Origin of the sequence: Streptomyces cyanogenus (assembly GCF_017526105.1) — a bacterium.
GTDB lineage: Bacteria > Actinomycetota > Actinomycetes > Streptomycetales > Streptomycetaceae > Streptomyces > Streptomyces cyanogenus.
The window spans coordinates 7,253,903-7,280,349 of the sequence record NZ_CP071839.1 but is presented as its reverse complement, the minus strand read 5'-3'; the positions used below and the strand labels follow the sequence as shown (position 1 = coordinate 7,280,349).

Below are 26,447 nucleotides of genomic sequence, written 5' to 3'. Positions count from 1 at the left end.
GAAGGGCAGGTCACGCCGTGCCGTCAGGTCTTCGCGCCCGTCCCGGATCCGTACTCGCCACCGCCGCCGCCGTCGCGGCCGGCCTGCTCGCACCGCTCGTCCCCGCCCACCCCGCGCACGCCCGGCCGGCAGGGGCGGCACCGGAGTTCGAGCAACAGGTGCTGTTCAAGGCCGCACAGGACCCCGGCTACGCGTGCTTCCGCATTCCGGCGGTCGTCAGATCGGCCGACGGGACACTGCTGGCGTTCGCCGAGGGCAGGGTCCTCAACTGCGGGGACGCGGCCGACATCGACATCGTCCTCAAACGCTCCACCGACGGCGGCCGCACCTGGGGGCCGTTACAGGTGGTCAACGAGGGCGCCGGCGACACCCACGGCAACCCGGCGCCGGTCGTGGACCGCGCCACCGGTCGCGTCTGGCTCGCCGAGACCTACAACACGGGCCGTACCGACAGCGCCGGCTGCCCGGTCCCCTGCGACCGCACCCCGCATCTGCAGTACAGCGACGACGACGGCCGTACCTGGTCACAGCCGCGCGATCTGAGCCCGGAGATCCTGCCCGCCGACTACAACTCCTGGTACGCCACCGGGCCCGTGCACGGCATCCAGCTCACCCGCGGCCGGTACGCGGGGCGCCTGGTCTTCGGGGTCAACGCCGAGACGTGGAACGGCAGCAGGGTCACCGCCAACCACGCGGCCCTGATCGTCAGCGACGACCACGGCGGCCACTGGCGGATCGGCGCCACCGACACCTGGCCCATCGCCCCCGACGGCACGTTCCGGCAGAAGCCCTCCGAACTGACGCTCGCCGAGCGCGGTGACGGTTCGGTCCTGGTCAGCGGCCGGGAGCAGGACGGCACCGACCTCGGTCACCGTACGCAGGCCGTCAGCCGCGACGGCGGCACCGGCTTCACCGCCCCTTTCCACGACCTGCCCGCTCTGTACACCCCGCAGGTGCAGGGCTCCCTGTTGCGCCTGGGCGACCGTCTTCTGCTCGCCTGCCCCGGCGACCCCGACCGGCGGCGCACGATGATGATCCGTTCCTCCTACGACGGCGGCCGGACCTGGGACGGCGTCGACCGCGGCACGGTGGTCAGCACGGACTGGTCCGGCTACTCCGACCTGGTGCGCATCGGCTCCGGCACGGTCGGCCTGATGTACGAGGGCGGTGCGGTGGACGCCCGCGACGAGATCCGCTTCGCCCGCTTCACCGAGGACTGGCTCGCCCCGCGCCGCGGCCCCGACCCGGTCACCGCCGACCTGGCCCCGCACGCCCGCCCGGCGGTGGTGCTCGGCGGCCCTGAGGAGACGGACGGAGTGTCCGGGGACGCCCTGGAGTTCGACGGCACGGACGACGCCGTACGTCTGCCGTTCCGCTCCGGCCTCCCCCTGGGCACGAAGGACTTCACGGCGTCGCTGTCGTTCCGGTACACGGCGACGGCCGGGGAGCAGCCGCTGTTGTGGATGGGCGGGGTGGGCACCAGCCAGCCGCAGGTGTGGCTGCGCGGGGAGCCGGCGAACAACCGCGTACAGGCGCTGATCACCGTACGCGACGGCGCCGGTCCACCGCGGACCGCATACGTGCGCACGGAGACCGCGTACAACGACGGCCGCTGGCATCACGCCGTGCTCCGCCGCGGGGGCGGCCGGCTGTCGCTGTCCGTCGACGGTGTGCAGTCCGCCGTCGCCGACGTACCGGGTTCCGTCAGCCGTAACTCTCCCTTCGGCGTCCATCTCGGTCAGCGCATGGACAGCCGCGCCTTCTTCACCGGCGCGCTGGACGAGGTGCGTGTCTGGGACCGGGCACTCGCCGACGACGAGCCGTCCGACCCGGACGTCCTGCGGTCACCGCGGGACACGGTCCTCTGGCTGCCCCTCGACCGGGTGCGCGGCTGACCCCTCGGGCGCGTCCGCGGTCGCCTCGCGGTCGTGGGCGCGCCGCTTGGCGATGACCGCGCACACCATCAGCTGCATCTGGTGGAAGAGCATCAGCGGCAGGACGGCCAGCGAGGCGTGGCTGCCGAAGAGGACGCTCGCCATGGGCAGTCCGGAGGCGAGGGACTTCTTCGAGCCGGCGAACTGGATGGCGATCCGGTCCTCCCGGCCGAAGCCCAGGGCCCGGCCGCCGTACCAGGTCAGGAGCAGCATCACGGCCAGCAGCACGGCCTCCACGCCGAGCAGGCCGGCCAGTCGTACGGGACTGACCCGGTGCCAGATCCCCTGGTTCATGCCCTCGCTGAAGGCGGTGTAGACGACCAGCAGGATGGAGCCGCGGTCGACGAGCCCGAGGACCTTCCTGTGCCGGGTGACGAAGCCGCCGATCCAGCGCCGCAGGAGTTGCCCGGCGAGGAACGGCACCAGCAGCTGGAGCACGATCTTCAGCAGTGAGTCGGTGGAGAACCCGACCCCGTCGCCCCCCAGCAGTCCCGCGGCGAGCAGCGGGGTGAGGACGATGCCGGCGAGGGAGGAGAAGGACCCGGCGCAGATCGCGGCGGGCACGTTGCCGCGGGCGATCGAGGTGAAGGCGATGGACGACTGGATCGTGGAGGGCACCAGCGTCAGGAAGAGCAGGCCCTGGTAGAGGGGCTGGGTCAGCAGGACCGGCACCAGTCCGCGGGCGGCGAGCCCGAACACCGGGAAGACGACGAAGGTGCAGATCAGCACGGTGAGATGGAGCCGCCAGTGCCTGAGTCCGTCGAGTGCCTCGCGGGTGGAGAGCCGGGCGCCGTAGAGGAAGAAGAGGAAGGCGATCGCGGCCGTGGAGGCGCCGGAGGTGACGTCGGCGGCGACGCCCCGGGCGGGCAGGAGCGCGGCGAGACCGACCGTCCCGAGCAGCAGCAGGACGTACGGGTCGATCGGCATCCGACTCGGCCGGCGCAGGCGTTTCACAGTGCTCCGATGACGGTGGGTGACGGACGTTGCCGGGGCGTGGGCCCCTTCCATCGTGCTCCCATGGTGGCCGATCGGGAATCCCGCACACCGCTCTCACTGTCATCACGAATCACGATGACCGCGCTAGGCTCGGGCGGTGTGTACGACCCGACGCAGCTGCGCGCCTTTCTGGCGGTCGCCCAGACGCTGAGCTTCACGCAGGCGGCCCGGCGGCTGGGGCTGCGCCAGTCCACGGTCAGCCAGCAGGTGCGCCGGCTGGAGGACGCGGCCGGCCGGCAGCTCTTCACGCGGGACACCCACTCGGTGGAGCTGACCGACGACGGCGAGGCGATGCTGGGGTTCGCCCGCCGGATCCTGGAGGTGCACGAGCAGGCCACGGCATTCTTCACCGGTACGCGCGTGCGTGGCCGGCTGCGTTTCGGCGCCTCGGAGGACTTCGTGCTGACCCGGCTGCCGGAGATCCTGGAGGGCTTCCGCTACGACCACCCGGAGGTCGACCTGGAACTCACGGTGGAGCTGTCGGGGACGCTGCACGAGCAGCTGGCCGCCGGGAAGCTCGACCTGGTGCTGGCCAAGCGGCGTCCGGAGGATCCGCGCGGTGAGCTGGTCTGGCGCGACGACCTGGTGTGGATCGGCGCGGAGCGGCTGCGTCTGGAACCCGACCGCCCGGTTCCGCTGATCGTGTATCCGCCGCCGGGCATCACCCGGGCCCGGGCGCTGGAGGTGCTGGAGCGGCAGGGCCGCCCGTGGCGGATCGTGTGCACGAGCGGCAGCCTCAACGGGCTGATCGCGGCGGCCCGCGCCGGGCTCGGGGTGATGGCCCACTCCCGGCGGCTGATCCCGCCGGGCCTGTTCCGGCTGCCCGACCGTGCGGGCCTGCCCGATCTCGGCAAGGTCGACTTCGTCCTCGTCCACGGCCGCCGCCGGGGGCCGGCGGAGGGCGCCGCGAACGCGCTGGCGGCGGCGGTCCTGGCGGGCGGCGAGCGGTTGCGCCGCAGCAGCAGCGGCTGACCCCTTCACCACGGCCGCGGACGCGCCGGGCTCCGTCGGCCGGGCCCTGGCCCACCCACCACGAGATCGCCTTCGCGTCCGCCATGTGGCCGGTTCCTGACCCTCGCCGTCACCGCGTGGTTCCCGGGCCTCGCCGTCACCGCCGTCGTCCGCGGCACCCGCCGCGCGCGGGCGGCCGTAACCGGCGCGTACAGATTCGGTGGAGATTACGGAACCGAAACTTACTGACCCGTCAGTATTGTGTCCGGCCCTTCCCCATGTGCGGGCATTTCACGACCGTCGTACGGGTGGAACGTGAGGTTTGCTCGGGTTCCGTACCCCTCCCGGATACCGACCGGGTGGGGTAGCTTTCAGCGCACTGTGCGGTGCGTGGACCAACGTCACTGAGGCGCGAGACACGGGGAGCGAGGTTGCGCGAGTTCACCAACCCTCCGCTGGCGTCGGCGCCGCCGGCGGGCGGTCTGGCAGACGTCGTCTTCGACCATGCCCTGACCGACCCGCTGCACATCGCGCTCGGCCGCAAGGATGCGGACGGACAGTGGCGGGACGTGACCTCCGCCGAGTTCCGCGACGAGGTCATGGCCCTCGCCAAGGGCCTCCTCGCCCGCGGCGTCAGGTTCGGCGACCGGGTCGCGATCATGTCCCGCACCCGCTACGAGTGGACCCTCTTCGACTTCGCCCTGTGGACGATCGGCGCACAGGTGGTGCCCGTCTACCCGACCTCCTCGGCCGAGCAGTGCTTCTGGATGCTCTACGACGCCGAGGTGTCCGCGGCGATCGTGGAGCACGAGGACCACGCGATGACCATCGCCACCGTCATCGACCGGCTGCCGCAGCTGCGCCAGCTGTGGCAGCTGGACGCCGGCTGTGTGCAGGAGCTGTACGACGCGGGAGCGCACCTGGACGACGAGGTGGTGCACCGGCACCGGGAGGCGGTCACCCCGGACTCGGTCGCCACCGTCATCTACACCTCCGGCACCACCGGCCGCCCCAAGGGCTGTGTGATCTCCCACGGCAACTTCATGTTCGAGGCGGACACCGTGATCCGGCGGTGGGAGCCGGTGTTCCACTCGAAGAAGGGCGACGAGGCGTCCACCCTGCTGTTCCTGCCGCTGGCGCACGTCTTCGGGCGGATGGTGGAGATTGCCGCGATCCGCGGCCGGGTCCGCTTCGGGCACCAGCCGCAGCTGCACGCGGCCGCCCTGCTGCCCGACCTGGCCGCGTTCCGGCCGACGTTCATCCTCGCGGTGCCGTACATCTTCGAGAAGGTCTTCAACGCCGCCCGCCGCAAGGCCGAGAAGGAGGGCAAGGGCGGGCCGTTCGAGAAGGCCGTCGACATCGCCGTGAAGTACGCGGAGGCGGTGGAGGCGAAGGCGTGGGGCACCGGGCCGGGCCCGTCGGCGGGGCTGCGGATGCAGCACCAGCTGTTCGACAAGCTGGTGTACGCGAAGGTCCGCGCGGCGATGGGCGGCCGGATACGCAACGCGATGTCCGGCGGATCGGCCATGGACCGCCGGCTGGGGCTGTTCTTCGCGGGGGCCGGCGTGCAGATCTACGAGGGCTACGGCCTGACCGAGTCGACGGCCGCGGCGACCGCCAACCCGCCCGAGCGCACCCGCTACGGCACCGTGGGCCAGGCCATCCCGGGCGTGACCGTGCACATCGCCGACGACGGGGAGATCTGGCTGCGCGGCGGCAACGTCTTCCAGGGCTACCTCAACAACCCCAAGGCCACCGACCAGACGCTGCACGACGGCTGGCTCGCCACCGGCGACCTCGGCTCCCTCGACGAGGACGGCTATCTGACGATCACCGGCCGCAAGAAGGAGATCCTGGTGACCTCCGGCGGCAAGAGCGTCTCCCCAGGCGTGCTGGAGGAGCGGGTCCGCGAACATCCGCTGGTCAGCCAGTGCATCGTGGTCGGCAACGACCGCCCGTACATCGCCGCCCTGGTCACCCTGGACCAGGAGGCGGTCGAACACTGGCTCCAGATGCGCGGCAAGCCCCGGCTGGCCCCGGCCGACCTGGTCCGCGACCCGGACCTGGAGACGGAGGTGCGGCGGTCGGTGGTCGCCGCCAACACCCTCGTCTCCCAGGCCGAGTCGATCCGCACCTTCCGCATCCTCGCCCAGCCGTTCACCGAGGAACACGGGCTGCTGACACCGTCACTGAAGCTGAAGCGGAAGGCGATCGAGAAGGCGTACGAGAACGAGGTCGAGGCGCTGTACCGGATGTGACCGGCCGGCCGGAACCGCACCCGGCGTTGCCGCGGGAAGCGGTCGCGGCACCAAGTCCCCGCGGCTACGCTCCTGTTGGGATCTCCGCCCGCCAGGGCCACGGTCCGTCATCGCAGGCTCCAGCGCACACGGGGGAAGTACGGTCATGGCCGACATCAGGGTCGAGACGGTGTCGCTCGACGCGGCGGGCAACCGGCAGATCGCGAGCCGCACCCGCACCACCGATGGCCTCGACGCACGCGCCGCCGAGATCGAGCAGGCCATCGTGCAGGCCTCGGAGATCGCCCAGCGCTCCCTGGACCGGGTGCCCCGGCGCGACGGATGGCAGGTACGGAGCCTGGACGTCACCTTCGGACTGACCCTGGCGGCGGAAGCCGGCGTCATCCTGTCCAAGGCGTCCGCCGAGGCCTCCTTCGAAGTGACCCTCACCGTGGAGCGCACCCCGGAGACGGGGACGCCGTGACCGGCGCGGGGTACTGGGTCGACCTCTACCAGGCCCGGCAGCGGCTCGGCGGCGGCTTCCTGCTCACCCGGCGGTTCGTCCTCACCGCGCTGCACTGTCTGCGCGGCCTGGCCGTGGAGGAGTGCGTCGACATCCGGCTCGCCGACGGGCGCAGTGTCGGCGGCCGGGTCCGCCGGCAGGACGAGGAAGCAGACCTGGCGCTGGTCGAGATCGCCGCGGAGCACCACGTGGACCTGCCGATCCCCGCGGCGGACGTGGCGCAGGACGGGGACCGCTGGCACGGCCCGTACCGGCCGGCCGCCGACGAGGTCCACCTCAGTGGCCGGATCGACCGCACCGCACCGCATCTGTGCGCCGGCGGGGCGACCATCGAGGCGCTCCAGCTCACCGCGGACCAGCAGCTCGGCGACTACTCCGGCTACTCGGGCGGGCCCGTGGAGGGCGTGCCGCCCGGCGGCGACCGGCGGCCCGCGGTGGTGGGCATCCTCATCGAGCAGACCCCGGACCGGTCCGACGGCTCCCGTGCCACCAACGTCCTCATCGCGGCCACCCTCGGGGAGGCGATGCGCCGCTTCGACCACCTCGACGTCGCGCACCTCGTGGACGTACTGCGCCCCGCCGGATCGCGAGCCGCCGCGGACGGTCCGCAGCCCCCGCGGTTCTCCGGCACCGAGGCGCTGCTGCGCCAGCTGGACGACTGGGCCGAACGCAGGATCCTCGACCCGGCGCAGCTCGCCGAGCTGAAGTTCCTGACCGTCCAGAAGCTCATCGACAAGGAACTCGGCGGAGGCGGCGCATGACCGGGACGGCACCCGACGTTCCCTGGGTGTGGCGCGAGGCGTTGCGGCACGCCGAGCAGGCGCGCCCGGACCGGATCACCGACCGTGAGCGCGCCGCCGTCGCGGCCCGGCTGCTGAGCCAGAGCGAGGCGTTGCTGGCCCATCCGGATCTCGGCCGGGTCCTCGCCCGGCTCATCGGGCGGCTCGACGCCCTCGGTCTGCGGGCCGCGTCGCACGCCCTTCTGGAACAGGTGGTGTCCCGCCTGGCCTGGGACGCGCGGCGGCTGCGCGACGACCTCGACTCGCTCAACCACCTGGCCGTCGTCCTGGCCGACCACGGCCACCTGCCGGCCGCCTCGACCGTGCTGGGGACCGCCGTGGAACTGGGCGCCCGCCAGGACACCGGCCTCGTCGCCGCCAGGACGTTCGCCAACCTGGCCGCGACGCGGCTGCGGCTGGGGGACCCCGGCGGGGCTGCCGAGGCCGCGGCGGAGGCACTGCACCGGGTGCCGGAGGACGACGGCGACACCGTGGACCGTCTCGAACTGAACCTGCTGGTGACGTGTGTCCTCGCCGCGGCGGCCCGGATCCAGGACCGGCACCGGGACGCGGACCGGCTCGTCGACGACATCGAGCTGACCGTCCGGCGCCTCGTCGCGGTGCTCGGCGGACAGCATCCGGCCGCGCTGTCCGCGCTGGTGGCGCTGGCGACCGCCGAGTTCGAGTCCGCCAGAGCCGCCGACGACCGGGACCGCATGGAGCGGGCGGCGGACGTCCTGGCCATCGCGGCGCAGAAGTCGGCGGCGACCGCCGGGGCCCTGCACCCCCAGGCGGTGGCGGCGCTGGTGAGCCTCGCCGCCGCGGAGGGCGACGCAGCCGTGCACAGCGGGGACGGACGACGGCTGCGGGCGGCCGGCCGTCTGGCGGCCACCGCACGCGAGCGGGCCGAGATCGCCGCCCGCGGCTCGGCCGCGGCCCGCCCGCGACCCGGCAGCCGGCCCGCCGCCCCTGCCTTGCCCCCTCCCCCCACGACGTCCGCACCGGCACGCCGGCGAGCCACGGCCGCACCGGCCCCGCCCCAGCAGTTCAAGGTGCTCGGCCCGGTACGGCTCTACCGGTACGGCGACGAGGTGCCCTCCGGTTCGCCCCAGCAACGCGCCCTGCTCGCCGTCCTGTTGCTGCGCGCAGGACGCACCGTCACCGCCGCCGAACTCATCGATGCCCTCTGGGGGGAGGACCCCCCGTCACAGGCACTGGCGGCCGTGCGCACCTACGCGTCCCGGCTCCGCAAGATCCTCAGCCCCGGCGTCCTGGTCAGCGAATCCGGCGGTTACGCCCTCGCGGCCGCGCCGGGCTCCCTCGACCTGGAGCAGGCGCAGCACCTCGCCGCCGAAGCGGAACGCTGCCGTACGGACGGGAAGTCCGCGAGGGCACGGATGCTGCTCGACAAGGCGCTGGCGCTGTGGGACGGGGAGGCGCTGGCGGGGGTGCCCGGACCGTTCGCCGAGGCGCACCGGGCCAGGCTGGAGGCATGGCGGCTGGAGCTGCGGGAGTCACGGCTCGGCCTGGATCTGGAGCTGGGCGCGCACGCGGAGGCCGTCTCCGAACTCACCTCGCTCACCGCGGCGCACCCGCTGCGCGAGCGCCTTCGCGAGCTGCAGATGCTGGCGCTGTACCGCGGCGGCAGGCAGGCCGAGGCCCTCGCCGTGTACGCCGACACCCGACGGCTCCTCGCCCAGGAACTGGGCGTCGACCCCGGGCCCGCGCTGCGCGAACTCCAGCAGCGCATCCTGGAGTCCGACCCGGCGTTGGGCGGTGCCGCCGACGGTGCCGAGGCGACCTACCGGGCGGCCCTCGTGCGGCCCGCACAACTGCCCGCCACGGTCCCGGACTTCACCGGCCGGACGGCGCTCGTGAACGAGTTGGTGACGCTGCTGGCGACCGAACCGGGCTTCCTGACGGCCATCTCGGGCGCCGCCGGCATCGGCGGCATCGGCAAGACGACCCTCGCCGTCCACGTCGCCCATGCCGCCCGGTCCGCGTTCCCCGACGGGCAGCTCTACGCGGACCTCCAGGGCGTGGGACCACGGGCCGCGGAGCCCGAGACCGTGCTCGGCAGCTTTCTGCGCGCCCTCGGTACCCCCGACGCCCAGATCCCGGACTCCCTGCACGACCGCGCGGCGCTGTACCGCTCGATGCTGGACCGGCGCCGGGTCCTGGTGCTGCTGGACAACGCCCGGGACTCGGCGCAGGTGCGGCCGTTGCTCCCGGCCGCTCCGGGCTGCGCGACCCTCATCACGAGCCGGGTGCGCATGGTCGATCTGGCCGGTGCCCATCTGGTGGACCTCGATGTGCTCAGCCCCGACGAGGCGGTCCAGTTCTTCACCGGGATCGTGGGCGAGGAGCGGGTGGCCGCGGAGCGGGAGGCGGCCCTGGACGTGGTCAGCGCCTGCGGTTTCCTGCCGCTCGCGATCCGCATCGCGGCGTCCCGGCTGGCGGCCCGGCGGACCTGGACCGTGGCCGTCCTGGCCGCCAAGCTCGCCGACGAACGGCGCCGGCTGGACGAACTCCAGGCCGGCGACCTCGCGGTGCGGTCCACCTTCGAACTCGGCTACGGCCAGCTGGAACCCCACCAGGCGCGGGCCTTCCGGCTCATCGGGCTCGCCGACGGGCCGGACATCTCGCTCGCCGCTGCCGCCGCCATGCTGGACGGGCCGCCGGAGGAGACGGAGGACCAGTTGGAGGCGCTGGTCGACACCGGCTTCCTGGAGTCCGCGGCACCGGGCCGCTACCGCTTCCACGACCTCACGCGCCTGTACGCCCGGGCCTGCGCCGAGCGGGAGGCCCCCGAGGAGCGCGACGCGGCCCTGACCCGGCTGCTGGACTTCTATCTGGCGAGCGCGGCCGAGGCGTACGCCGTGGAGCACCCCGGCGACCGCAGTGTGGAGCACCTGGCGCCGACGTCCCGTGCGGCGGCCGAGTTCTCCTACCTGGAGGACGCGCGACGCTGGCTGGGCGCGGAGACGGAGGGCATTCTGTCCTGCGCCCGGCAGCTGGCGCACGGCACACGGCTGCGCCGGGCGATCGATCTGCTGTGGAGTGTCAAGGACACGGTCGGCGTCCGCAGTCCCCGGCTGTACCACGAGACCGCCGCGGCGGCGAAGCGTGCCGCGCACGCGGCGCGTGACGCGCAGGCCGAGGGCCGGGCGTGCGCCGCGCTGACGGCCGTGCACCTGACGGCGGGCGACCTGCGCGCGGCCGACGCGGAGGCCCAGCGGGCGCTGGTGCTGGCCCTCGCCGTCGACGACCCGGTGACCGGCGCGTGGGTGCAGTACGACCGCGGTGTCATCGCGCTCCAGGAGGGCAGGTTCCCGGAGGCGAACCGCTGTCTGCGCGAGGCGCTGTCCCGTTTCCGCGCCGACGACAACCCGTTCGGTGTGGCCAGCGCGCTGTGCCAGCTGTCCCACGTCGAGGCGGGCATCGGCAATGTGCGCAGCGCCGTCGCGCTGGCCGCGGAGGCCGTCGAGCGCATCGGTTCCGAGGCCGCGACCCTGGCGCTGGCCGAGTCGCGGTACGCGCTCGGCATCGCGCTGTCCGCGACCGGCCGGACCGGCGAGGCCCTGAGCCAGCTGGATCAGGCGCTGGTGATCTTCGAGGACTGCGGCCAGACACTCGGCGAGGGCATGGTCCGCTTCCGGCGCGCCCAGATCCGGCTGGCGCTGCGGGAGCCCGGCCGGGCGGCCGCCGAGGCGGAGCAGGCGCTCGCGGTGCTCAGCCGGGTCGGGGGCGACCGGCGACGGGCCGACGTGCTGGTGGTCCTGGGGGACGCGATGGCCGGGCAGGGCGAGTCGGCGCGGGCCCGGACCTGCTGGGCCGAGGCCCTGGCGGTGTACGAACGCGTCCGCGGCCCGGAGGGCGAGGAGCTGTGCCGTCCGCTGCGGGAACGGCTGCACCGCTCCGGCCGTACGGCGGGCGACGGAGCCGGCCGTGCCGCGGGAAGCTGATCGGATTCCGCGGTCAGGAATGCACAGCGGTCCGTGATCGTTGACGATATGAGTACCACCTGTCGACAACCGAAGGATCAAGAGGCCCGTGAGCAGCAAGGTCCCCCCGATCATCCTCAACAACGGCGTCGAGATGCCCCAGCTGGGCTTCGGCGTCTGGCAGGTGCCGGACGACGAGGCCGAGCGGGCCGTCGCCACGGCGCTGGAGGCCGGGTACCGCAGCATCGACACCGCTGCGATCTACGGCAACGAAGAGGGCACCGGCAAGGCCATCGCCGCCTCCGGCCTGCCCCGTGAGGACATCTTCGTCACCACCAAGCTCTGGAACAGCGACCAGGGGTACGACTCCACGCTGCGCGCGTTCGACACGTCGCTGGAGAAGCTGGGACTCGACTACGTCGACCTGTACCTGATCCACTGGCCGCTGCCGTCCCGGGGCACGTACATCGACACCTACAAGGCGTTCGAGAAGCTGCTCGCCGACGGCCGTGTCCGCGCCATCGGCGTCTCCAACTTCCTTCCCGAGCACCTGCGGCGGCTGATCTCGGAGACCTCGGTCGTCCCGGCGGTCAACCAGATCGAGCTGCACCCGCACCTGCAGCAGCGCGAGGCACGCGCGCTGCACGCCGAGCAGGGCATCGCCACCGAGGCCTGGTCGCCGCTCGGCCAGGGCAAGGGTCTGCTGGAGGTGCCGGCGATCGTCGCGATCGCGCAGAAGCACAACCGCACCCCGGCCCAGGTCGTGCTGCGCTGGCACCTGCAGCTCGGCACCATCGTGATCCCGAAGTCCGTGACGCCGTCCCGGATCAAGGAGAACATCGAGGTGTTCGACTTCAGCCTGGACGACGAGGACCTCGCCGCGATCAGCGCCCTCGACGAGGACCGGCGCCTGGGTCCCGACCCCGCCGCCTTCGACATGGGCTGACGCCCGGCGCGAGGGCGGCACCGTCCTCGCCGGTCCCGGCCGTGCGCCCCGCCGCCGCGCGGGCCGCACGGCCGGGCACGAGGGACGTACCGCGTGGCCGGGCGGCCCGGCTCACTCGAAGCGCACGTCCGCGTACATCACTTCCAGCTCCTCCAGGCCGACGACGTCCACCTGCGCCTTCGCCGACGCCTCGTGGCGCAAGGTCGCCACGGCCGCGCGCGAGGCGGCCAGGGAGGCACGGTCGAGGAACAGGGTGCCGGCCGTCGCCCGCCCCCGTTCACGGTCGATCAGCAGGCAGACTCCGGCCAGTCCGGGCAGCGCCTCGGCCCGCGGCACCACCGTGGCCCGGAAGGTGTCGACGACGAGATCCGCGTCCCGCGGGTCGAACTCCATCCTCGTCACGCGCAGTCCGCCGCCCTGCCGCGGGTGGCTGATCTGGTGGAACACCGCCGCCTCGTAGTTGGCGACGGCCACGGTGCCCGCGAACGGTTCCAGCAGTGCCGCGCGCCGCTCGCGCATCACCTCGTCGCTGTTGTGCCGCGCCTCCTCGGTCTCCCACCAGCTCACCGTGAGGAGTTTGCCGAGTTCCCGGTCCGCGAACACGCCCGCGCCCCGGTATCCGGGGCGTTCTTCCAGCAGATCACGCCCCTCGCTGTTGACCGACCGGACGGCCGTGTCGAGCAGGGCCGGATTTCCGGTCGCGTACACCGCGCGTACGAACATGAGCCCTCACCTCCGGAGGTACGGGACCGCCGACAGTGCCGGACCAAGAGGGAAATATCCGGCTTGTCCAGTCTCTACGCCCCGGTAAGTCACCGCAATACGCACACGTTTCGGCCGTTCGCAAGCCGAGGGTTGACGAGGGCATGCCGAGAGGGCCACGGTGGGTGCCAGCCAGTAAGGAAACTTTCCTAACAGAAGGGCTTCCCGTGCGCCTCCGAACACTGACCCTCGCCGCGGCCTCCGGCACCGCCCTGCTCGCCGCCGGACTCCTCCCCGCGCACGCCTCCGCCGCCGCCTCCCCCAAGTCCGCACAGGAGGGCACGGTCAGCGCCGCCGACCTGCTCGCCAAGGTGACATCCTGTTCGCAGGTCTCCAACGGCAAGTACAAGACCGACGACGAGACATCGGCCACGGTCCCCGTGTGCGGCAAGAACGGCGCGGTGTTCTGGAAGGCCGACATGGACATCGACTGCGACGGCCAGCGCACCGCGAACTGCAACGAGGACCGCGACCCCTGGTACCTGGACGACACCGCCTTCCACCAGTCCGACGGCAAGCCGCTGAAGGCGGAGACCCTGCCGTACGTCGTCGTGCCCAGCACCAGCAGCATCTGGAACTACTCCAGCGCCGGCATCAAGGGCGGCGGCGTGGTCGCCGTGATCTACAACAACAAGGTCGAGTACGCCGTCGTCGGCGACACCGGCCCCTCGAAGATCATCGGCGAGGCGTCGTACGCCACCGCCAAGGCGCTCGGCATCGACCCCGATCCGGCGACCGGCGGCGCCGAATCGGGCGTGACCTACATCCTGTTCAAGAACTCCCAGGTCTCCCCCATCGAGAGCCACAGCGCCGCGGTCTCCCTCGGCGACAAGCTGGCCAAGCAGTTCATCGCGAACAACTGAGGTTCCACCGCCGTCAGTTGGGCTGACCCAGCGGACGGACGACGACCGTGTTGACGTCGACCCCGGCCGGCTGCCGGATCGCCCAGACGACCGAGTCGGCGATCTGGCCGGCGGTCAGGAGGTGCCCGGGGGGCAGGCTGCCGTAGGCGTCCCAGAACGGGGTCTCCACCCGGCCGGGGGCGACCAGCGTGACACCGATCCCGAAGTCCGTCACCTGTCGCCGGGTGTTCTCGGCGAGGCCGGTGACCGCCCACTTGGTGGCGCCGTAGAGGTTGCCGGGGCCGTGCACGAACCCGGCGACACTGCCGATGAGGACGATCCGGCCGCCGGTCTCCTTCAGCGCGTCGACGGAGGCGCGGATGAGGAGGGCGGGGCCGAGGACGTTGGTGAGGACCATCTCGGTCCAGCCCGCCGGATCGCCGTCCGCCACGGTGTCGTGCGTGGCGAAGCCCGCGTTGGCGACGACGGTGTCCAGCCGGCCGTACGCCTTGAGCGTGCGGTCGACCGCGCTCTGCACGTCCTCGAAGGACGCCGCGTCACCGGCGATCGTCTGCAGCTCCTCCGGATTCCCGAGCCCGTCGGCGAAATCCCGCAGCCGCCGCTCCGTGCGCCCGGTGACGGTGACCCGCCACCCGGCGTCCAGCAGCTGCCGTGCGACGGCCGCGCCGATACCGGTGCCTCCGCCGGTGATGAGCGCGACCGGAGTGTCGTTCGTGGTCATGCCTGGCCCCCTGTACGTCGGTGAACGCCGGGAGTAGATCACTTGGAGAGCGCTCGAAGTCAAGCGTCCGGGTCACCCCCGGCGGACCGCCGTGTGCACGGTGTACGCGCCCAGCACGAACACGTCGGGCCGTACGTGCACGCTCGCCGGGTCGGACGGGTCGAGCAGCCGGTCGAGGGTGGCGCGGTCCTCGGCGTCCAGCGCGTCACCGATGCCGTCGCGCAGCCGGGACAGATGTGCGGCGACGTAGGCGCGGGCCCGGTCGGGGGTGGGGGCGGGCAGGTCGAGGAGGAAGGTGCGGGTGCGGGCGTGCCGGAGGCCGGCGGCGGCCAGCAGGGCGGGCCAGTCCTCGGTCTCGGCGACGGAGCCGGGCAGGTCGGCGCGCATCCGCGCGAACCAGTCCTCTTCCAGCGCGTCCAGCCGCGCCTGCAGTCCGGGGCGGCCGATGCCGATGTCGCGGGGCAGGAAGCGGGAGGGCAGGCCGCCCTCCAGGAGGGCGAGGGTGCCGCCCGGGGCGAGCCGTTCGGCGAACGCGGCGAGCGCGGCCCGCTGGTCGCCGAGGTGGTGCAGGCTGCGACTGGCCCACAACAGGTCCGCAGGATAGTCCAACTCGTGCAGCACGCCGGGCAGTTCACCGGCCAAGGTGTCGAAGCGGTCGGCGAAGCCCTGGCGGGCGGCCCGGGCTCGGGCGCGTTCCAGCAGCGGCGCTGCGGCGTCGACGGCGACGATCCGGGCCCCGGGGAACGCCTCGGCGAACAGGCAGGAGACCACACCGGGACCGCTGCCCGCGTCCACGATCAGCCCCGGCTCGGTCACTTCCCGACCGAGCCATGCCATGACCCGCTCGTACACGGGCGTGAACAGCTCCGCCTGCGACTCCAGCAGGGGACCCAACTCGTTCCAGTCGATGTCCGTGCCGTGCCCGTGCCGGTGCCCGTGCTCGGTGTCCTGGTGGTCGTGCGCCATGGTGGTCAGCCTCTCTTCCGGGTGCCGTCAGGGTGCGACGGCACACCGGACCGAGGCCAGCGGTGTTGCCGATACGGCAAAAGCGGGCGGCGCCACGGCAAGGACGGCAGGACGCAGCCGACCTGCTGGCCGCCGGCGTCCGTCGCCGGGGCCCGACCGGTGCGGTCCGGCCCCGGCGGAGGTTCACCCTGCTACGGCAGCGGCGGGTAGGCGTTCTGCATCAGCTGCCGGAACTGGGCGGAGAACCAGTGACCGGACAGCGGCGCGTTCGGCAGGGCGCCGGAGAGGTTGTTGCCGTTGCGGGCGTTGCCGGTGTACGTCGGGTCGCACATCCGGTCGAAGCCCTTGCCCTCGTCGTTGGGGATGGCGGAGCTGGCTCCGTCCGACTCCCCCGGGGGCTTGATCCACACGTAGGCGTCGATCCCGGCCGCCGGGGCGGCGGTCGGCCGTTCGCCGAGGCCGGCACCGCTCTGGTTGCACCAGTTGCCGGCGTGGATGCGCCGGTCGACGCGACTGCCGTTGACGTAGTCGTCGACGGAGGTCGGCGGGCCGGACCGGGTGGGCCGGTCGGAGCCTCCCCAACCGTTACGGGAGGTGTCGATCAGCATGCCGAGGTTGCTGTTGAAGCCGGCCGCCACAAGCTTGTCACGCAGTGCCTGGGCGAAGGACTGCTCGTCCACGTACTGGTTCCAGTCGACCCACTTCGACTGGCGCACGGTCTGGCCGTCGACGCTGTCGGTGACCTTGAAGTACGGCTCCTTGGTGGCACCGTAGTTGGCGGTGTTGACGATGAAGCCCGTCACGTCGTCCACGCTCGCGCCGTTGGTGGTGGCGACCTTGTAGAACTCCTGGACGGTGGGCCCGAGGTTGGAGTCCCAGCCGAGCCAGGCGTGGTGACCGGCGTCGATGTAGTTGTAGACGTTCGGGATGGCACCCAGCTTGTCGAGGGCGTAGCTCACCCCCTTTTCGTAGTTGCCGTTGGCCTTCATGGTCACGCAGGCGTCGGTGCTGCCTGCCGTGCCGCCCGCGTTGGTGACCAGGTTGGGCAGGGAGTCGGGTTCGATGACGGTGGCGATGCGCAGGCCCGCGTACTTGGCATCGGAGAGGATCGACGCGATCGGGTCGATGTACTGGGTCCTGTACTTGTCGATGTCGTTCGGTCCCAGTTCGCCGTTGGAGGCGAGGGCGGAGCAGTCGCGGCCGGGAAGGTCGTAGACGACCAGCTGGACGACGAGATCGCCCGATCCCTTCTGCTTCAGTGCCTCGTCCAGGTGGGCGCGCAGGCCCATCCCGCCGTTCACGCCGCTGATGGCGGCGATCCGGTCGAGCCACACGGCGGTGGGCTGGTTGGAGATGCGGCTGCCGCCCGGTTCGGCGGCGGCCTTGGCCGACCACTCCGGGTTCACATAACCCTTGGCTCCGGCGTAGGGGTTGTCGGCGCGGCTGCCGGTGTCGCCACCGCCGCCCCCACCGCCCGTACCGCCCCCGGTGTCTCCGCCCGTGCCGCCGCCGCTGCCGCCGCTGCCATCGGCCACGTTGCAGGTGACGCCGTCGAGCGTGAAGGCGGCGGGGACCGGGTTGCTGCCGCTGAACGTGCCGTTGAAGCCGAAGCCGACCGTGCCACCGGTCGCGAGCACGCCGTTGTAGGCCTCGTTGGACACGGTGACCGCGGTGCCGCTCTGGCTGATCCTCGCGTTCCAGCCGCTCGTGACCCTCTGGGTGCCGCCGTACGACCACTTCAGCGACCAGCTCGACTTGGCCGCACCGTTGTTGGTGATGGTCACGGCGGCGGTGAAGCCGGTGTCCCACTGGCTCTGGATCTTGTAGTCGACGGCACATGGCACGACGGCGGCGACCGGGCTGCCGGGCAGGGCCGCGAACGCCGTTCCGGAGGCTCCGGCGAGAAGCCCCAGGGCGACCAGGAATGTTGTCTTGGTACGACTCATGAGTGCGGGTTCCTTCGAAGTTCCGTGGGATCTACGGGGTGAGGGCGCGCAGGTGGTCGCGCAGCCCGATGCCCTACGCGGTGGGTGTGCCGTCGTAGGCGGAGATGAGGGACGGTCCGGAGGAGCAGTCCCAGGTGTTCCAGGTCCAGCCCAGGTAGGACAGTTCGCGGTCGTCGAACCACTCCATGACCTGGTCGACGAACCGGTGGGAGCAGGTGTTCTCGCCGGTCTCCCCGGCGATCAGGGGGACTGGGCGGCGACCGGGGCGAGGGTGGAGTTCCGGCAGCTCTCGCTGGAGCAGGTGTTGAAGTTGCAGACGTGGTAGGCGGCGGCCAGATTGCCGGCCGGGTCCGTGGGCCTGTAGGCGGCCCACTGGCCGACGTCGTTGGAATACGCCGGCCCGCCGGCCATGATGACGTTCTTGGCGCCGGTGGCCCGGATACCGTCCACGAGATCCTGCATGCCGGCGACCTCGTACGAGATCGAGCGCGAACGCGCCGCCGGCGGCCAAAGGTACTGAACGCGTGGGGTGTCGCATGAGCGACTCCTTGCAGTGTGGCGCGCCGTGGCGGACGCGTCGACTGAATGGAACCGCTCCCACTGGTGCGAAGGAAGGTAGCGCCAAGTGGCCGCAAAGCCCAGGGGAGTTGCCTGACTTTTCCTCGACCGGACCTGTCGAAGTTTTTCGACTCTTCAAGCACCTTGACCGCTCCCGGCCCCGTCCCCACTATGGGAGCGCTCCCACTGGTTCAAGCCTTGTCTTCTCCCGAGCCGCACGCCCGCAAGGAGGAACCGGCACATGGATCCCGGACGCAAGCGCAGAACCGTGCGCAGACTGTGGACGGCGGTGGCCGCCGCGTTCGCACTGCCCTTGTCGATGCTCGCCACCGGCACGCCGGCCGCACACGCGGCGTCGGTGCAGTGCAGTGTCGACTACAGGACCGACGACTGGGGTGCGGGCTTCACCGCCGACCTCACGATCACCAACCGCGGCACCGACACCATCGACGGCTGGACACTGTCGTACGCCTACGCGGGCGACCAGAAGCTGTCCAACGGCTGGAACGGGACCTGGTCCCAGTCCGGCCGGACGGTCACCGTGAAGAACGCCTCGTACAACGGCACCATCGCGGCGGGCGCCGCCGTCTCCACCGGTGCCCAGTTCACCTACAGCGGCACCAACACCGCCCCCACCGCCTTCACCGTCAACGGCACGACCTGCGCCGGCGCCCACCAGCCGCCGGTGACGGTGCTGACCAGCCCGAGCGCGGGCGCCGTCTACACGCAGGGGACCGCGGTGCCGCTGGCGGCGACCGCGGCGGCGGCCGACGACGCGACCATCGGCAAGGTCGAGTTCTACGACGACACCACGCTGCTGGGCACGGACACCAGCGCTCCGTACTCGCTCTCGGTCTCCAGTTTGACCGTGGGCAGTCACTCGTTGGTGGCGAAGGCCTACGACAGCCTCGGCGCGTCCGCCGCTTCCACCCCGGTCGGCATCACCGTGGCCTCCGGGCCCGCGGTGGTCGCCTCGCCGAGCCAACTGGGCGTGCAGCAGGGGCGGTCGGGCACGTTCTCGGTGAAGCTGTCGACGCGGCCGAGCGCGAACGTGACGGTGAGCACGGCCCGTACGGACGGCAACACCGGCCTTTCCGTGACGGCTGGTTCCTCGCTGACCTTCACCCCGTCGGACTGGAACACCGCGCAGACGGTGACCATCACGGCGGACTCCTCCGGCACCGGCAGCGCGACCTTCACCGCGTCGGCAACCGGCCACACCAGGGCGACGGTCACCGTCACCGAGCTGCCCGCGTCGAAGGCGTACGACGCCCGGTTCCTGGACCTGTACGGGAAGATCACCAATCCGGCGAACGGCTACCTCTCCCCCAAGGGCCCGTACCACTCGGTGGAGACGCTGATCGTGGAGGCTCCGGACCAGGGCCACGAGACCACGTCCGAGGCCTACAGCTACCTTCTCTGGCTGCAGGCGATGTACGGCAAGGTCACCGGCGACTGGTCGAAGTTCAACGGCGCCTGGGAGCTCATGGAGAAGTACATGATCCCCACGCACGCCGACCAGCCGACGAACTCCTTCTACAACGCCTCCAAACCGGCGACGTACGCACCCGAGCTGGACACGCCGAACGAATATCCGGCCAGGCTGGACACGTCGGTGTCGGTGGGTTCCGATCCGGTGTCCGGTGAACTGAAGTCGGCCTACGGCACGGACGACGTCTACGGGATGCACTGGATCCAGGACGTGGACAACGTCTACGGCTACGGCAACGGGCCCGGCAGGTGCGAGGCCGGTCCGGCGGCCACCGGACCGTCGTACATCAACACCTTCCAGCGCGGCCCGCAGGAGTCGGTGTGGGAGACCGTTCCGCAGCCGACCTGCGACGCCTTCAAGTACGGCGGCAGGAACGGCTACCTGGACCTGTTCACCGGCGACAGCTCGTACGCCAGGCAGTGGAAGTACACCGACGCCCCGGACGCGGACGCCCGCGCGGTGCAGGCCGCGTACTGGGCCGACGTGTGGGCGAAGGCGCAGGGCAGGAGCGCGGACGTGTCCGCGACGGTCGCCAAGGCCGCGAAGATGGGCGACTACCTGCGGTATGCGATGTACGACAAGTACTTCAAGAAGATCGGCAACTGTGTGGGCGCCTCCGCCTGCCCGGCCGGCACCGGCAAGGACGCCTCGCACTACCTGCTGTCCTGGTACTACGCCTGGGGCGGGGCCACCGACACATCCGCCGGCTGGGCCTGGCGGATCGGCTCCAGCCATGTCCACGGCGGGTACCAGAACCCGCTCGCCGCGTACGCGCTCAGCTCCTACGCCGATCTGAAGCCCAGGTCGGCGACCGGCGCGACCGACTGGGGCAAGTCGCTTCAGCGGCAGCTGGAGTTCTACCAGTGGCTGCAGTCGTCCGAGGGTGCGATCGCGGGCGGTGCGACCAACAGCTGGCAGGGCCGGTACGCCACCCCGCCGGCCGGCACCTCCACCTTCTACGGCATGGCCTACGACTGGCAGCCCGTCTACCACGACCCGCCGTCCAACCAGTGGTTCGGGTTCCAGGCCTGGTCCGTGGAGCGGGTCGCCGAGTACTACCAGCAGACCGGGAACGCCCAGGCCAAGGCGGTCCTGGACAAGTGGGTGAAGTGGGCGCTGTCCAAGACCACGATCAACCCGGACGGCACCTACCGGATCCCCTCCACCCTCCAGTGGTCGGGCCGGCCCGACACCTGGAACCCGTCGAGTCCCGGCTCCAACAGCGGACTGCACGTCACCGTCGCCGACTACACCGACGACGTCGGCGTGGCCGCCGCCTACGCCAGGACCCTGACGTACTACGCCGCCAGGTCCGGCGACGCCGCCGCCAAGTCCACGGCGAAGGCGCTGCTGGACGGCATGTGGAACAACCACCAGGACGGCCTCGGCATCGCCGTCCCCGAGACCCGCACCGACTACAGCCGGTTCGGTGACAGCGTCTACGTGCCGAGCGGCTGGACCGGCACCATGCCGAACGGCGACGCGATCAACTCCTCGTCCACCTTCACCTCGCTCCGGTCCTTCTACAAGAGCGACCCGAACTGGTCGAAGATCGAGGCCTACCTCAGGGGCGGTGCCGCGCCCGTCTTCACCTACCACCGCTTCTGGGCGCAGGCCGACATCGCGCTGGCCATGGGCTCGTACGCGGAGCTGCTCGAATAAGTCCCCGCTGGCGCTCCGCGTGCCCGGCCCCGTCACAGGCCGACGGGGCCACCGGGCCGGGCGGCCCCCACCCGCACAGGGGACCGCCCGGCTCTCATGCTCTCCTCCCCCGAGCTGGACCCGTGTCGACGACGACGCCCACCAGGCGCCCCCGTCCGGCGCCTGCACGGTGACCTACAAGAGCACCGACCAGTGGTCGGACGGTTTCCAGGCGGACGTCCGGCTCACCAACACCGGCTCGACGGTCCGGAACCGCTGGTCCCTCGGCTGGACCTTCCCGAACGGCCAGAAGATCACGCAGCCGTGGAACGCCGGCTACACGCAGTCGGCGCCGGCGCGGTGGCCTTCGGGTTCACGGGGAGCTGGTCGGACACGAACGCCGAACCTGTACGACCAGCTGACCCGGGCGAGGGCGCGCGCCCTCGTCGTACGGTGGTCCGCTGCGCGTCGCCCCGGGGAAGATGCGGCTCCGCCCTGGTGCGGCGGCGGTTCCCGTGGTGTGCTGGTAGCAGCGGGAAGGACGCGTCGACCACGCGGAGAAGCGGCCGACTGCCGTGCACCGCGCAATCCGGATCCGCGAGAAGCGGGTGGCGCCCTTCCCGTCCCATCCTCCCGCCGTGCCGTGGCGACGGTCCTCGTCGTCTGCTTGCGGACACCGTGCCCGGGTCGAAGGTCCCGGCCGGAGAGGCGTGCGGCCGGACGCGCAGCCGCGGCCGGTCTCGGACCGCGTCCGCTTCCTGCGGATGCCGCGCGCGACGGGCCCGCGGGGTGTCTTCGGGGCGCGGCCACGGCTCTCCGAGGTCCCCGGGTCCCCGGGTCCCCGGCGGGGTCGTGCGGTCCCTGCTAGCCGGTGCGCAAGCCGCCGGACTCGTCGGCGGCCGCCGGTTTGCGGAAGGCGCGGACGCTGAACCGGGGGTCGGGACGCCGACGGTCCTGGCCGGGGAGTGCGGCCAGGCGTGCGGCGAACTCCTCGGTGCGCGGCTCGCCCGGCGGCAGCGCCGTGAACCAGCCGCGGCGCAGGTCGGCGATGGTGGTGCGGGGGCTGCGGCCCTGTCCGGTGCCGCGGAAGGCGCCGTGGCCGGCGGGCCGCAGTCCGGACCGGACGGCGTGCGCGGTGACGGTGCCGGCGGCGTCGGCGGCCGGGTGGCGCGGACGGGCCGCGAGGACGGCGTCGATGTCGCTGCCGACGTCGTGCGCGGCGGCCTTGTCGACCGTCGTGACGTACGTCCCGCCGGGACGCAGCACCCGGGCGCACTCGGCGACCACGGCGCGGACGTCCTCGGGGTCCGCGAGCAGGTGCAGCAGCCAGATGCTGGTGACCGCGTCGAAGGAGCCGGCGGGGAAGGGCAGCCGGCGGCTGTCGGCCCGGACGATCGCGCCGGGCAGCCGGGCCGCGGCCATGCGGACCATGGCGGGGGTGAGGTCCGCGCCGGTCACCCGCAGCCCGGGGCGCGCGGCGGCGAGCCGCCGGGTGACGATCCCGGTGCCGCAGGCGACGTCGAGGAGGCGGCCCGGCCGCTCCGGTATCAGGCCGAGGACGGCGTGTGCGGCCTCGTGGGCGCGGGCCTCGCCGCCGCGTAAGGCGTCGTAGTCGCCGGCTTCCTTCTCGTAATCGAGCACATCGCTCAGTGTGCCCCGTGGCCTGGGGCGATGTCCTCCACCCTGCGGGCGAGAGCGAAGTCCTTCCCGGTGACGGCGCCGCCCGCGCTGTGCGTGTTCACGCTCAGGGATACGGTGTTGTAGCCGAGGGTGAGGTCGGAGTGGTGGTCCAGCTCGTCCTGGATGCCGGCGATGTGCACGACCAGCGCGGCCGCCGCGAAGTGCGAGCCGAGCCGGTAGGAGCGGGTGAGGCGGTCGCCGTCGACCGACCAGCCGGGCAGTTCGGCCAGCCGGTCCTCGATCTCCTTCTGCGACAGCGGTTCGACGGCCATGGCCGGGGCTCCCTTCGGTGCTTGTCCCCGTGCGGGGAGGGGCGGTCACGGTTCAGCCTGCCACGTCGGCGCCGCGGGCGGGGCAGCGACGCGTGCCCCGTGCGGTGCGGGAGCCCGGGCTCGTTGCGGCGGGCCGGCCTCGACTAGGGTCGGCGGTATGCCTCTTGCCGCGTCCGCTCCCACCGTGTCCGCCGTCACCGGCAAGGGTGTCGGCCCGCTGCTGCGCGCCTGGCGGGAGCGGCGCCGGATCTCACAGCTGGAACTGGCGCTGCGCGCCGACTCCTCCGCCCGGCACATCAGTTTCGTGGAGACCGGCCGGTCCCGGCCGAGCGAGGAGATGGTGCTGCGGCTCGCCGAACAGCTCCAGGTGCCGGTGCGGGAGCGCAACGCCCTGCTGCTGGCGGCCGGTTACGCCCCGCGCTATCCGGAGACCCCGCTGGCCGACCCGGCGCTGGACGCGCTGCGCGACGGCATCGAGCGGCTCATCCGGGGATACGAGCCGTATCCCGCGCTGGTGGTCGACGCCGGGTACACGGTCGTCGCCGCGAACCGGGGCATCGCCATGCTGCTGGAGGGCGTTCCCGAGGAGCTGACGGCCCCGGCGCCGAACGCGATGCGGCTGACCCTGCACCCGGAGGGGCTGGCGCCGCGCATCCGCAACCTGCGGGAGTGGCGCGGGCATCTGCTGGCCCAGATGGAGCGGGAGATCGCCCTGCACCGCTCGGACCGGCTCCGCGCCCTGTACGAGGAGGTCGCGGCCTATCCGGTGCCCGAGGACCAGCCGGACACCGAACCGGCCGGGTCCGTACCGTACTTCGCGCTGCCGCTGCACATCGAGCACGCCGGCCGGACCCTGTCGTTCGTGTCCTCGATCTCCACGTTCAACACGCCGATGGACGTCACCGTCGCCGAACTCGCCATCGAGACGTTCCTGCCGGCGGACCCGGCCACCGCCAAGTACCTGCACACCCTGGCCGGTTGAGCCCGCATCGGGATCGATTCGTTGCCTCGGGCACGTGTGCGAGACGGCGACACGTGACAGACTGCTCCCCGCTTCGGTCGGCGCACAGGGGAGGGCGTGGGCGTGAGTGAGCGGCGGGCTGCGCCCACCGTGGGCCAGGTGGTGCTCGGCAAACGGTTGCAGGAGCTGCGGGAGGCGGCGGGGCTCAGCCGCGAGGAGGCCGCCCGGGTGCTCAGGGTGGCGTCGGCGACCGTACGGCGGATGGAGATGGCCGAGGTCGCGCTGAAGATCCCCTACGTGCAGGTGCTGCTGGCCACCTACGGGGTGGCCGAGGAGGAGGCCGGCGCGTTCGTGCGGCTGGCCGAGGAGGCGAACCAGCCGGGCTGGTGGCAGCGGTTCCACGACGTGCTGCCGGACTGGTTCAGCCTGTACGTCAGCCTGGAGGGCGCCGCCCGGATCATCCGCTCCTACGAGCCGCACTTCGTGCCCGGCCTGCTGCAGACCGAGGAGTACGCGCGGGCGGTGCTGGAGGCCGGGACGATCGGGCAGAGCTCGCCGGAGGCGGTCGAGCGGCATGTGTCGCTGCGCATGGAACGGCAGCGGCTGCTGGAGCGCGACGATCCGCCCCACCTGTGGGTCATCATGGACGAGACGGTGCTCAGGCGCCCGGTGAGCATGCGGCCCGAGGTGCTGCGGGACCAGCTCGACCGGCTGCTGGAGTACGCCGAACGGGACCGGGTCACCCTGCAGGTCGCCGAGTTCGCCGCGGGCCCGCACCCGGGGACGTACGCGCCGTTCACGCTGTTCCGGTTCGCCGAGCCGGAGCTGCCGGACATGGTGTTCACCGAGTACCTGACCGGCGCCCTGTACCTGGACTCGCGCCGGGAGGTGGCCGCGCACCTGGAGGTGCTGGACCACATGACGGCCCGGGCCGCGTCCGCGCAGCGCACCCGGAAGCTGCTGCGGGAGCACCGCGAGGGACTCTGAGCGGGCCTGCCGGGCGACCCGCGCCCGGTCGGGGATGACCCGTACGGGTCTGCGGACGGGTGGGTTCCCGGGGCCGCCCCTAACTTCTGAGTAGGGGGCGAACCGAGGCGGCGTACGTGACCGGCATGCCCGTACCGCGCGACGCGAAGGAGGCCCGATGCCCTCGGACGCGATGCTCTACCAGGCGGCGGCCCTCTGCCTGACCTACCCGGACGAGGACCTCGTCGCCCGGCTGCCGCTGCTGCGCGAGGCCGCTCCGCAGCTGCGGGCGTTCACCGACCACGCGGCCCTCACCCCGCCGGAGGAACTGGCCGCACACTATGCGCAGGTCTTCGGCTTCGGGGGCCGGCGCAGTCTGTACCTGAGCCGCTGGCACGACGGCGACACCCGGCGGCGCGGGATGTGCCTGGCCCGCTTCGCGGACGTCTACCGCCGGCACGGCTTGGAGTGCGGCGGCGGGGAGCTGCCGGACTTCCTGCCGGCGGTGCTGGAGTTCACGGCGCGGACCGGGGACAGCACGCTGCTGACGGAACACCGCGACGGCCTGGAGGGGCTGCGTGTGCGGCTGACCGACTGCGGGACACCGTACGCGGGCGTGCTGGATGCCGTGTGCGCCGCCCTGCCGACCGCTCACACCGGCGACCACCCGTGACCGTTCCTCCCGGGTGGCGCTCCCGGTACGACGAGCACGGCCGTCCGGAACGCGCGGCCGGGACCGGCGGGGCGGAGGGGCGCCACGGGTGGGGCGGTGCCGCGCCTCCCCGGGGGGTGGGGCGCGGCAACCGGGGACGTACGGGCGTCAGGCCAGCTCGGCCGACAGGGTGATCGTCGTACCGGTCAGGGCCTGGCTGACCGGGCAGTTCTTCTTGGCGTCCTCGGCCGCCGAACGGAAGCCGTCCGCGTCCAGGCCCGGCACCTCGCCGCGCACGGTGAGGTGGATGCCGGTGATGCCCTCGCCCGGCTGGAAGGTGACGTCGGCCTTGGTCTCCAGCCGGGTGGGCGGGGTGCCGGCGCCGGCCAGGCCGTGCGAGAGGGCCATGGAGAAGCAGCTGGAGTGGGCGGCGGCGATCAGCTCCTCGGGGCTGGTCTTGCCGTTCGCCTGCTCGGCGCGCGAGGGCCACGACACCGGCTGCTCGCCGATGCCGGAGGAGTCGAAGGTGACGACTCCGTTGCCTTCGAGCAGGTTGCCTTCCCAGACGGTGTGGGCGGTGCGCGTGGTTGCCACGATGCTTCCTTTCGCGAGTGTCGCGGTTCCGGGGTTCCCGGGTGTTCCTATCCGATCACATCC

20 protein-coding genes and 2 pseudogenes are annotated in these 26,447 nt (G+C 72.3%); 13 read left to right on the top strand and 9 right to left on the bottom strand.

Features of this window, described 5'->3' with window-relative positions:
* Positions 1–17: 17 nt before the first annotated feature.
* Entirely contained in the window at positions 18–1,895 is a 1,878-nt protein-coding gene (locus tag S1361_RS32660) for an exo-alpha-sialidase (protein WP_208035468.1), read from the top strand.
* Here S1361_RS32660 and S1361_RS32655 read toward each other — a convergent pair.
* Positions 1,845–2,861 (bottom strand): bile acid:sodium symporter family protein, encoded by a 1,017-nt coding sequence (locus S1361_RS32655; protein ID WP_208035467.1) that lies wholly within the window; start codon positions 2,859–2,861, stop codon positions 1,845–1,847. The genes S1361_RS32660 and S1361_RS32655 overlap by 51 nt on opposite strands.
* 168 nt (positions 2,862–3,029) lie before the next feature.
* Between S1361_RS32655 and S1361_RS32650 the strand changes: the two genes are divergently transcribed.
* The 6 genes from S1361_RS32650 to S1361_RS32625 all read left to right on the top strand — a co-directional run bounded on the left by S1361_RS32650 (position 3,030) and on the right by S1361_RS32625 (position 12,310).
* A complete protein-coding gene (locus S1361_RS32650; RefSeq protein WP_208035466.1) occupies positions 3,030–3,902 on the top strand; it encodes a LysR substrate-binding domain-containing protein in 873 nt (290 codons plus the stop codon).
* Positions 3,903–4,312: 410 nt separating this feature from the next.
* Positions 4,313–6,139 (top strand): AMP-dependent synthetase/ligase, encoded by a 1,827-nt coding sequence (locus tag S1361_RS32645; protein WP_208035465.1) that lies wholly within the window; start codon positions 4,313–4,315, stop codon positions 6,137–6,139.
* A gap of 145 nt (positions 6,140–6,284) precedes the next feature.
* On the top strand, positions 6,285–6,602 hold the full coding sequence (locus tag S1361_RS32640) for a CU044_2847 family protein (RefSeq protein WP_208035464.1): 318 nt from the start codon (positions 6,285–6,287) through the stop codon (positions 6,600–6,602).
* Positions 6,599–7,402: a trypsin-like serine protease gene (locus S1361_RS32635; protein WP_208035463.1), complete on the top strand. Its 804-nt coding sequence runs from the start codon at positions 6,599–6,601 to the stop codon at positions 7,400–7,402. The genes S1361_RS32640 and S1361_RS32635 overlap by 4 nt, the downstream gene beginning before the upstream one ends.
* A 992-nt stretch (positions 7,403–8,394) precedes the next feature.
* The gene (afsR, locus tag S1361_RS32630; protein ID WP_425088094.1) at positions 8,395–11,385 is read left to right on the top strand and encodes an AfsR/SARP family transcriptional regulator; all 2,991 of its coding nucleotides are present in this window, start codon (positions 8,395–8,397) and stop codon (positions 11,383–11,385) included.
* 88 nt (positions 11,386–11,473) lie between these two features.
* Positions 11,474–12,310: an aldo/keto reductase gene (locus S1361_RS32625; protein WP_279577635.1), complete on the top strand. Its 837-nt coding sequence runs from the start codon at positions 11,474–11,476 to the stop codon at positions 12,308–12,310.
* 111 nt (positions 12,311–12,421) lie between these two features.
* Here the strand turns inward: S1361_RS32625 and S1361_RS32620 are convergent, their stop codons facing one another.
* Positions 12,422–13,033, bottom strand: a complete 612-nt coding sequence (locus S1361_RS32620; RefSeq protein ID WP_208035462.1) for a hypothetical protein — start codon at positions 13,031–13,033, stop codon at positions 12,422–12,424.
* Positions 13,034–13,239: 206 nt separating this feature from the next.
* On the opposite strand from S1361_RS32620, the gene S1361_RS32615 reads away from it, so the two are divergent.
* The gene (locus S1361_RS32615; protein ID WP_208035461.1) at positions 13,240–13,935 is read left to right on the top strand and encodes a glycoside hydrolase family 75 protein; all 696 of its coding nucleotides are present in this window, start codon (positions 13,240–13,242) and stop codon (positions 13,933–13,935) included.
* A gap of 13 nt (positions 13,936–13,948) precedes the next feature.
* Here S1361_RS32615 and S1361_RS32610 read toward each other — a convergent pair whose 3' ends face one another.
* From S1361_RS32610 to S1361_RS32595, 4 genes and pseudogenes are all read right to left on the bottom strand, one after another.
* Positions 13,949–14,656 (bottom strand): SDR family oxidoreductase, encoded by a 708-nt coding sequence (locus S1361_RS32610; protein ID WP_208035460.1) that lies wholly within the window; start codon positions 14,654–14,656, stop codon positions 13,949–13,951.
* A 72-nt stretch (positions 14,657–14,728) separates the two neighbouring features.
* Positions 14,729–15,622 (bottom strand): class I SAM-dependent methyltransferase, encoded by an 894-nt coding sequence (locus S1361_RS32605; protein WP_208035459.1) that lies wholly within the window; start codon positions 15,620–15,622, stop codon positions 14,729–14,731.
* A 191-nt stretch (positions 15,623–15,813) separates the two neighbouring features.
* Positions 15,814–17,568, bottom strand: coding sequence for a glycoside hydrolase family 6 protein (locus S1361_RS32600; RefSeq protein ID WP_208035458.1), 1,755 nt, complete (start codon positions 17,566–17,568; stop codon positions 15,814–15,816).
* A gap of 73 nt (positions 17,569–17,641) precedes the next feature.
* Positions 17,642–18,051: pseudogene (locus S1361_RS32595) on the bottom strand (cellulase family glycosylhydrolase); the annotation flags it as partial.
* 316 nt (positions 18,052–18,367) lie between these two features.
* Here S1361_RS32595 and S1361_RS32590 point away from each other — a divergent pair.
* The gene (locus S1361_RS32590; RefSeq protein WP_208035457.1) at positions 18,368–21,280 is read left to right on the top strand and encodes a glycoside hydrolase family 48 protein; all 2,913 of its coding nucleotides are present in this window, start codon (positions 18,368–18,370) and stop codon (positions 21,278–21,280) included.
* Positions 21,281–21,413: 133 nt separating this feature from the next.
* Positions 21,414–21,667 (top strand): annotated as a pseudogene (locus S1361_RS39530) (cellulose binding domain-containing protein); the annotation flags it as partial.
* 456 nt (positions 21,668–22,123) lie between these two features.
* Here S1361_RS39530 and S1361_RS32580 read toward each other — a convergent pair.
* Both S1361_RS32580 and S1361_RS32575 read right to left on the bottom strand, forming a co-directional pair.
* On the bottom strand, positions 22,124–22,900 hold the full coding sequence (locus tag S1361_RS32580; RefSeq protein WP_208035456.1) for a class I SAM-dependent methyltransferase: 777 nt from the start codon (positions 22,898–22,900) through the stop codon (positions 22,124–22,126).
* Between the two features lie 5 nt (positions 22,901–22,905).
* Positions 22,906–23,211, bottom strand: coding sequence for a 4a-hydroxytetrahydrobiopterin dehydratase (locus S1361_RS32575; protein WP_208035455.1), 306 nt, complete (start codon positions 23,209–23,211; stop codon positions 22,906–22,908).
* Positions 23,212–23,368: 157 nt separating this feature from the next.
* Here S1361_RS32575 and S1361_RS32570 point away from each other — a divergent pair, with 157 nt between their 5' ends.
* The 3 genes from S1361_RS32570 to narJ all read left to right on the top strand — a co-directional run bounded on the left by S1361_RS32570 (position 23,369) and on the right by narJ (position 25,811).
* Entirely contained in the window at positions 23,369–24,193 is an 825-nt protein-coding gene (locus S1361_RS32570) for a helix-turn-helix domain-containing protein (RefSeq protein WP_208035454.1), read from the top strand.
* A 102-nt stretch (positions 24,194–24,295) separates the two neighbouring features.
* Positions 24,296–25,159 (top strand): helix-turn-helix domain-containing protein, encoded by an 864-nt coding sequence (locus S1361_RS32565; protein WP_208035453.1) that lies wholly within the window; start codon positions 24,296–24,298, stop codon positions 25,157–25,159.
* 157 nt (positions 25,160–25,316) lie between these two features.
* Entirely contained in the window at positions 25,317–25,811 is a 495-nt protein-coding gene (narJ, locus tag S1361_RS32560) for a nitrate reductase molybdenum cofactor assembly chaperone (protein WP_208035452.1), read from the top strand.
* A 147-nt stretch (positions 25,812–25,958) separates the two neighbouring features.
* On the opposite strand, the gene S1361_RS32555 is transcribed toward narJ, so the two are convergent.
* Positions 25,959–26,384 carry an OsmC family protein gene (locus S1361_RS32555; protein ID WP_208035451.1) on the bottom strand — a complete coding sequence of 142 codons (426 nt, stop codon included), beginning with the start codon at positions 26,382–26,384 and terminating at the stop codon, positions 25,959–25,961.
* Positions 26,385–26,447: the final 63 nt, after the last annotated feature.